Raw genomic sequence first — 6,984 nt, forward strand, 5'->3', positions numbered from 1 at the left:
TAGGTTACATGGCAACCTTGTTAGTTGTGTGATTATTTTCAAAATTCGTAAAATAGATGGCGGCGGATATGGTTATCAAAAAATAAATACCGACCATAAAGCTACCATATTTAAAATAGGCATCGATACCGAACCAATCGCCCGTAATCCATAGTAAGGCAATACCGAAGATTCCCCGCAACACCTCTATCCAAACCGCATAACCTACCCTATCCATCAGGGATGTATATCCATAGATGCCTATGAACACAAAAGCCCCGAAAAACACTAGGCCATTAAACCCAATGGACGCATAATTATAAAACATGAACAAGAGTAAAACGGTGGTAAACAATACTTGAAATACCGAATATCCCTTAAGGGCATCTGAAGCGGGGGGCATGTACTTTTTAAAATGGTAGACATCCTCGATTATCGGTATCGGATAGCTATCCTTCACATCGATAGGTCGCCAACCCGTGGGCATGAACCAAATCCGAAACTTATCCCAAATACTTCGGGTGTACCAGGCATCTTTCATTAAACGCCATAAATGCTGAAAATTTATTACGATCGGATTCCATGTTGACGCTGGCTTTAAAACACCATATTGCGGGGGAACCTCATCCAATTCTTCCTGAAAGGTGCCAAACCAACGATCCCATACACAAAGGATCTGCCCAAGATTCTTATCGATATACTCGGGATTTATTGCATGGTGCACCCGATGTTGGGAAGGTGTTACCAAAATATATTCCACCCATCCCAATTTTCCGATATGCTGGGTATGGTACCAAAACTGGGCAAATAGGTGAATGGGGGCAAGAATGGCGATTACCATGCTGGGGATACCCAATATGGCGGCCGGAAACATCAATATGGGAAAATAGCCCAAAAGATTGGAAATCGGTTGACGAAGGGCACATGCCAAATTAAATTCCTCACTACTATGATGGATCACATGCTGGTTCCAGAAAAAATTAATCGTATGGTTCAATCTATGGTTCCAATAGCCTGCCAGATCAATCACCAAAAAAGCAACGAGCCACACCAACCAAGTAGCTTTGAGCGATACCAAAGCCAAATGTTCCAGTAAGAAAGGATAGGTGACGATAATGATACCTATACCCAATGAATCCTTAACGATATTAGTAAGTCCAGAACTTATACTGGCCACCGAATCCATTACCTTATGTTTTTGATCTTTTACCACATACCCATAAAGCATTTCTATGACCAAAAGGATCATAAAAAAAGGAATCGCATATAATAAGGCCTTGGCGTAAGTTTCCACGGTGTCGATTTCAGCAATGAAATATACCAATAAATAAGGAAATCAGATATTCTTCCCCACATGGGTTTTAAGAACAAACCCTTTCCCGTGCACATTTTCAATTTTCAAGGATGGATCTCTGGCCAGGTACTTTCTTAAATGGGTAACAAATACATTAAGGCTTTTTCTGGTAAAATAATCATTGTTTCCCCAAATCGTATCCAATATATCCTTATGACGGCATAGGGTATTCGCATGGGTTGCCAAATATTTGAGCAGATCGCTTTCCCGCGACGTCAGGTGATCCACCTCGGATTCAAAAAACAATTCCTGTGTAGTACTGTTCAATCGAAAACTTCCGATTTCGAACATTGATTTTGCTGTATCCCTAGAGGTGCTCTTGTTCAATCTATCGAGTAAGGCCAAAATCCGTACCACCAGTTCCTCTTCATCAATCGGTTTTTTAAGATAATCCAACGCACCAAGTGAAAATCCTTTCAAAACATCGATCTTCAATGATCTTGCCGTTAAAAATATAAAGGGAAGGTCAGCATATTTTTTTGCAATCTCCGCTGCCAAGGTAAAACCATCCATCTGCACCATCATTACATCCAATATCGCCAAATCGAAGGCATGTAGTCCAATCAGATCCAATACCTTGGTGGGGTCTTTTTCCCAAATCACCTCAAAGTCCTTCATTTTAAGGTATTCAGAAAGCAAATACCCCAAAGAAGCATCATCTTCAACCAATACTATTTTATACTTTTTTTCCATTTTTATTATACAAGGGTATTTTCATGGTTATCGTTGTTCCCTGATCAACTTCGCTTTGTAATGCAATGGTACCTTTGTGCTTTTCAATTACTTTCTTGACATAACTAAGACCCAGTCCATACCCTTTCACGTCATGTTTATTTCCATTGGAGACCCTATAGTATTTTTGAAAGACCAATTTTTGGTCTTTCTTTCCGATTCCTTTTCCGTTGTCGGATATCGCAATAACCAAACTACCCTTTTCTATTCGGGATATCAGTTCGATCATAGGGTCCTTTGCGTATTTTTTGGCATTGTCCAGTAGATTGTTAACGGCATTTTCCATATGAGGGACATCTGCTTTTATCCAATAGGGCCTATCGATCAAAGTAAAAGAGAACTGCACCTTCTCGAACGAGGTCAACGTCTCGAATTCTTTGCATAGGTTTTCTAAATTAGGGCCAAAATCAATGGCTTTAAGATCGAAGCCCCCTTTACTTTCCTCAAAACTGGCGAGTTCAAGCACTTTGTCGATATGGGTCTTCAATCGTTCCACTTGTTGCCGTATAATTTCCAAAAGAGGTGCTTTCTCCTCCGATATTCCATCGGCCAACATTTTGGATGCCAATCCAATTGAAAATACAGGGGTCTTTAATTCGTGGGTAAGATTGTTTATGAACTCATTGGTCGTGGTAATGACATTGCGCTGCCAATAATAGGTCTTCAACATCCAGAGGATCGAGGCAATGATCCCCATGATGAACAAAAGACTGGGCACAGTCAATCCGTTGAGTTTTGAAAGATAGTAACTATCCAAATTCCTGAATTTCATCTCTAAGATCAAATCGGCATCCAATATGTTAGGCAGATACCCTTTAATTTCGATGGGATAGGTGACCACTTCCGCCGAACGCTCATAAACCACCGGCGATTTCAGATAGTACGCTGAGTCTTTGGTGAATAAGCGATAGGAAAAATCGGCTTCAATACCCTTCTCCACCAATTTTTCTGTCAGGAAGTCATTCAAAAAATGACTGGATGCATTCTTTAGACTATCGACGCTTATATTAAAATAAAGGCTATCTTCCCTGATGGCATTGGCGAGTAGGAAAGTCAATTTGTTCTTGGTTTCCAACGTGTTTTTAATCTGTTCACTCGCCAAACCGATTTTGCTGCTGAACTGTACTTTGGCCAAATTGATTCCAATTCTCAAATATTGGTACTGCACGATCGAGAGCCCTAGGATGGATACAATAAAAATTAGGATATAGAGTCTTCGTTTTTTCAAAACACCAGCTAAAGAAGTATAAAAATAGGATTCTCTTTGCGGTTTTTAGTTTTTTGTTCATCTAATTAACTTTTCATTAATCCTTTTTAATTTTTGCTTAATGCACACCTACCTTATTTCGGACTATTTTAGCCCTGATTTAAGTTGAGTTAAATTATAAACAATAAATAGGCCAGTCATCTTGGTAACGTGAGTGGCCTTTTTATTTGAACATATTCTTCCCCCGCTCACAGATTTTCAACATCTAAAACAAGTCATATGAAACAGTCACAAAAAAAGACGGTAGTTCTTCATGTCCTATTTTTATCGATAGGTACACTATATTGTTCGGGGCAGGGTTGTGTTGCCATACGCCATTTTTCTTCATGTGTTGGATCGACCCTAGAAAACAATCAATTACATTCAGGCGATATACAAATTGGTATGAATTACCGCTATTTTAGGTCTTTTAGACATTTTAGGGGGTTGGAGGAAGAGCCTGACCGCTTGGCCAACGAAACGGAAGTGATCAACAATGCCCACGCCTGGGATTATTTTTTAACCTACGGCTTAAACCAACGATGGTATGCTAGTATTACCTTACCTGTTGTCATAAATACCAGGTCTTCGCTCTATGAACATGGCAGGGAAGAACGCCACACTACTTTTTCAAGAGGTTTGGCCGATATACGTATGGGCATTGGGTATTGGCTATTAGATATGGAAAAGCACCCCAATGGAAATATGGCCCTTGGATTGGGAATAAAACTGCCCACGGGAAATTATAATGCCACAGATGTTTTCTACAATGTGGGTCCTGAGGAAAGCCCGCAAGTACGACCGGTAGATCAATCCATCCAACCTGGTGATGGTGGGTTTGGACTGATCATGGACTTTCAGTTTTACACGAAGATCACTACGGATATCTTCGCCTACGGTGGTGGATTTTATTTGCTGAATCCGAAGGAAGTAAATGGCATAAGAACCTTTAGAGAAACCCTGAGCCCCATTTTGGAAAATGAGGCGATCATGGCCGTTCCGGATCAATTTTCCGTACGCGGTGGATTAAGCTATCATGTATATCAAAACATTTCAACGTCATTGGGTGTTCGGTATGAGGGCGTACCGGTCAAAGATATCATGGGAGGAAATAACGGATTCAGAAGACCTGGGAATGTGCTCTCCATTGATCCCGGATTGGCCTTTTCCAAGAACAATTTCTCATTGACCTTGAACGTACCTTTTGCTGTAAGACGGGAGCGGCCCCAAAGTGTTACGGATAAGCAGACTGAAGCACTTACTGGCGTACCTAGAAATGGAGATGCGGCTTTTGCCGATTACCTGATCAACTTTGGAATCTCTTATAGATTTGCAAGAAACAAAATAAAAATAGATCCTACCCTTCTAAATGAATTTAAAAACTAATGCATTTCAACAACGAAGATCACTCCGGTGTTTCCCAAAATAAACGAGATTGCCATGGCTGTCGATAATTATTGGCTATGGCTGGGGGCCTCTATGTGTTTTATTTATATGGAATGGTCTTTAGGATATGATCTATGGCCTTCAACCGGGCTTCTGTCTTTCTGTTAGCCTCAATAATGACCCATGGAGCATATGTTGTATCCGTCTCCTTCAACATCACTTTTTTGTATCTGGTATATTCGTCCCAAAGGTCCTGGGCTTTTTCATCCACTGCCGACAATTTCCAGCGCTTTAAATTACTTTTACGAATATCGTCAAAACGTTTTTGCTGTTCTTCCTTGGTAATTGAAAAATAAAACTTGATCAGATAGGTATCAGAGGCAATGATCATTTTTTCAAAATCATTGACCTGCGACATGAACCTTTCATATTGTTCTTGGGTACAAAAGTTGTTAACGGGCTCTACGACGGCCCTATTATACCAACTGCGGTCAAAAAATACGATTTTACCGGGTTTTGGCAATTTGTTCACATAGCGTTGAAAATACCACTGGCCCTCTTCATCTTCCGTCGGTTTGTTCAAAGCGACAATTCTATAATATCTTGGGTTTATGTAGGCGGACATTCTGCGTATGGCCCCTCCTTTACCAGCAGCATCCCTACCTTCAAAGATGATGACGATCTTTTGCCTGTTCTCTATTGCCCAAGTCTGTAACTTTACCAATTCCGACTGCTGTTCACGCAATCGAACTTCGTACTTGACCTCTGACAAGGTTTTCTCCAAATCGATTTTCTTATTACCGAATAAACTTCGTAACCCAAGTTTTGAATTGAGCAAATCCAAATCCTCATCGGTAAGGTGTATGTTTTGTACTTTCTTCATTGTATCTATATTAGATATCGATCTGTTTGGCATTCCTGTAATAACGAACAATGATGTTCGGGTCGGGTTGTATAAGGCTCGATATTTTTTTCCTTTTGGTATAATCGAATTTCGAAAGTAAATAACGCATACTTTCCAATCGGGCCGTTTTCTTGTCATTGGTCTTGACAATGATCCAAGGACTGAAGTCTGTGTGGGTCTTCGTGAACATCTGCTCCTTATAGAAGGTATAGTCATCCCATAGTGCCTGCCCCATTTTATCAACTGGACTGAATTTCCATTGTTTCAACGGATTCTGTAGTCGGGCATTGAATCTTTTGATTTGCACTTCCTTTGAGATTGAAAACCAAAATTTTATGATAATGACCCCATCCTCATATAACATATGTTCAAATTCAGGTACTTGTACCATAAATTGGTTATACTCCTTTTTGGAACAAAAGCCCATTACCGGTTCTACGACGGCCCTATTGTACCAACTACGGTCAAAAAAGACGATTTCCCCTGGATTGGGTAATTCTTTGATGTACCTTCTAAAATACCATTGCCCCCGTTCATTGTCAGTAGGTTTTGAAAGAGCAACAACCCGCGAAGAGCGAGGGTTCAAATGTTCCATAAACCGTTTGATGGACCCCCCTTTACCTGCGGCATCACGCCCTTCAAATAGCACGGCCACCCTTAAATGATTCTCGGTAATCCATTGTTGCAGATTGACCAGTTCGCTCTGAAGCTTGCTCAATTCCAATTCATACCTAAGGTTTCTTACAACATTATCTATTTTTATGTCGTTTTTATCAGCTATGGCAATCAGATCTTTTCTTGTCTTGGCCGATGCTAAATCTTCTGTGGTAAACTTCATGTACTGTTTTATAAGTTCCTAAAAATACAACTTAGAACAAGGTATAAAATAGCTCTACCAAAATTTTACAAGTTATGGTAAAGTAATATTTACTTTCTTGATATGGGATTAATTAAAGGGTCCGATCATGATGTGGGCCCGGTGTGTACCGGGATCCATAAGCCAAGGCATTCCTTTGGCATGTGGTTTTATGGGCAAACCGGTCTCCTCTGGGGTTGCGAAAGGCGTATAAATCACATACCGGAACTGCCCATCCTTGAGCGCTCCTGTAGTCTTGTCATAATTAGCCTCCGTGCCATAAAAAATGTAGGTCATGCTAGGCGCTCTGGGCATCTGTATTTTTCCTGATGCCACTTCGGAACCGCGAATATCGCGTTTTTCCTTTGTATTCTTCCCTTCGGCAGCCAGTTCACGACCCCGGGCCATAAAGGGTTCCAGTTTTTTGGAATAACACGATACGCTGATCCCTTCTTTAGCAGGGTCATCCCCGATACAAACCAAATTATTGGTGCCTTCGCGCAATACTGCGAATTCCCCTTTTTCAT

General features: G+C 40.7%; 7 protein-coding genes. 1 reads left to right on the top strand and 6 read right to left on the bottom strand.

Annotated elements, in window-relative coordinates; genetic code table 11:
• Positions 1 to 4: 4 nt before the first annotated feature.
• Genes WBM98_RS06860 through WBM98_RS06870 form a run of 3 tightly spaced genes read right to left on the bottom strand, consistent with a single transcriptional unit; the run spans position 5 to position 3,293 of the window.
• A complete protein-coding gene (locus WBM98_RS06860; protein WP_424365288.1) occupies positions 5 to 1,273 on the bottom strand; it encodes a sterol desaturase family protein in 1,269 nt (422 codons plus the stop codon).
• Between the two features lie 42 nt (positions 1,274 to 1,315).
• Positions 1,316 to 2,026: a response regulator transcription factor gene (locus tag WBM98_RS06865; protein WP_424365281.1), complete on the bottom strand. Its 711-nt coding sequence runs from the start codon at positions 2,024 to 2,026 to the stop codon at positions 1,316 to 1,318.
• Entirely contained in the window at positions 2,010 to 3,293 is a 1,284-nt protein-coding gene (locus WBM98_RS06870) for a sensor histidine kinase (RefSeq protein ID WP_424365282.1), read from the bottom strand. Before WBM98_RS06870 ends, WBM98_RS06865 begins: the two co-directional genes overlap by 17 nt.
• 258 nt (positions 3,294 to 3,551) lie before the next feature.
• Between WBM98_RS06870 and WBM98_RS06875 the strand changes: the two genes are divergently transcribed.
• Positions 3,552 to 4,697 carry a hypothetical protein gene (locus tag WBM98_RS06875; RefSeq protein WP_424365283.1) on the top strand — a complete coding sequence of 382 codons (1,146 nt, stop codon included), beginning with the start codon at positions 3,552 to 3,554 and terminating at the stop codon, positions 4,695 to 4,697.
• A 100-nt stretch (positions 4,698 to 4,797) separates the two neighbouring features.
• Here WBM98_RS06875 and ppk2 (WBM98_RS06880) read toward each other — a convergent pair whose 3' ends face one another.
• The 3 genes from ppk2 (WBM98_RS06880) to WBM98_RS06890 form a co-directional block, all read right to left on the bottom strand.
• Positions 4,798 to 5,580: a polyphosphate kinase 2 gene (ppk2, locus tag WBM98_RS06880; protein WP_424365284.1), complete on the bottom strand. Its 783-nt coding sequence runs from the start codon at positions 5,578 to 5,580 to the stop codon at positions 4,798 to 4,800.
• Positions 5,581 to 5,590: 10 nt separating this feature from the next.
• A complete protein-coding gene (gene ppk2, locus WBM98_RS06885) occupies positions 5,591 to 6,439 on the bottom strand; it encodes a polyphosphate kinase 2 (protein WP_424365285.1) in 849 nt (282 codons plus the stop codon).
• 108 nt (positions 6,440 to 6,547) lie between these two features.
• The coding region (locus WBM98_RS06890; RefSeq protein ID WP_424365286.1) for a hypothetical protein at positions 6,548 to 6,984 on the bottom strand (437 nt) is incomplete at its 5' end.

Source organism: Maribacter sp. (assembly GCF_049667165.1).
Taxonomy (GTDB): Bacteria; Bacteroidota; Bacteroidia; order Flavobacteriales; family Flavobacteriaceae; genus Maribacter_A.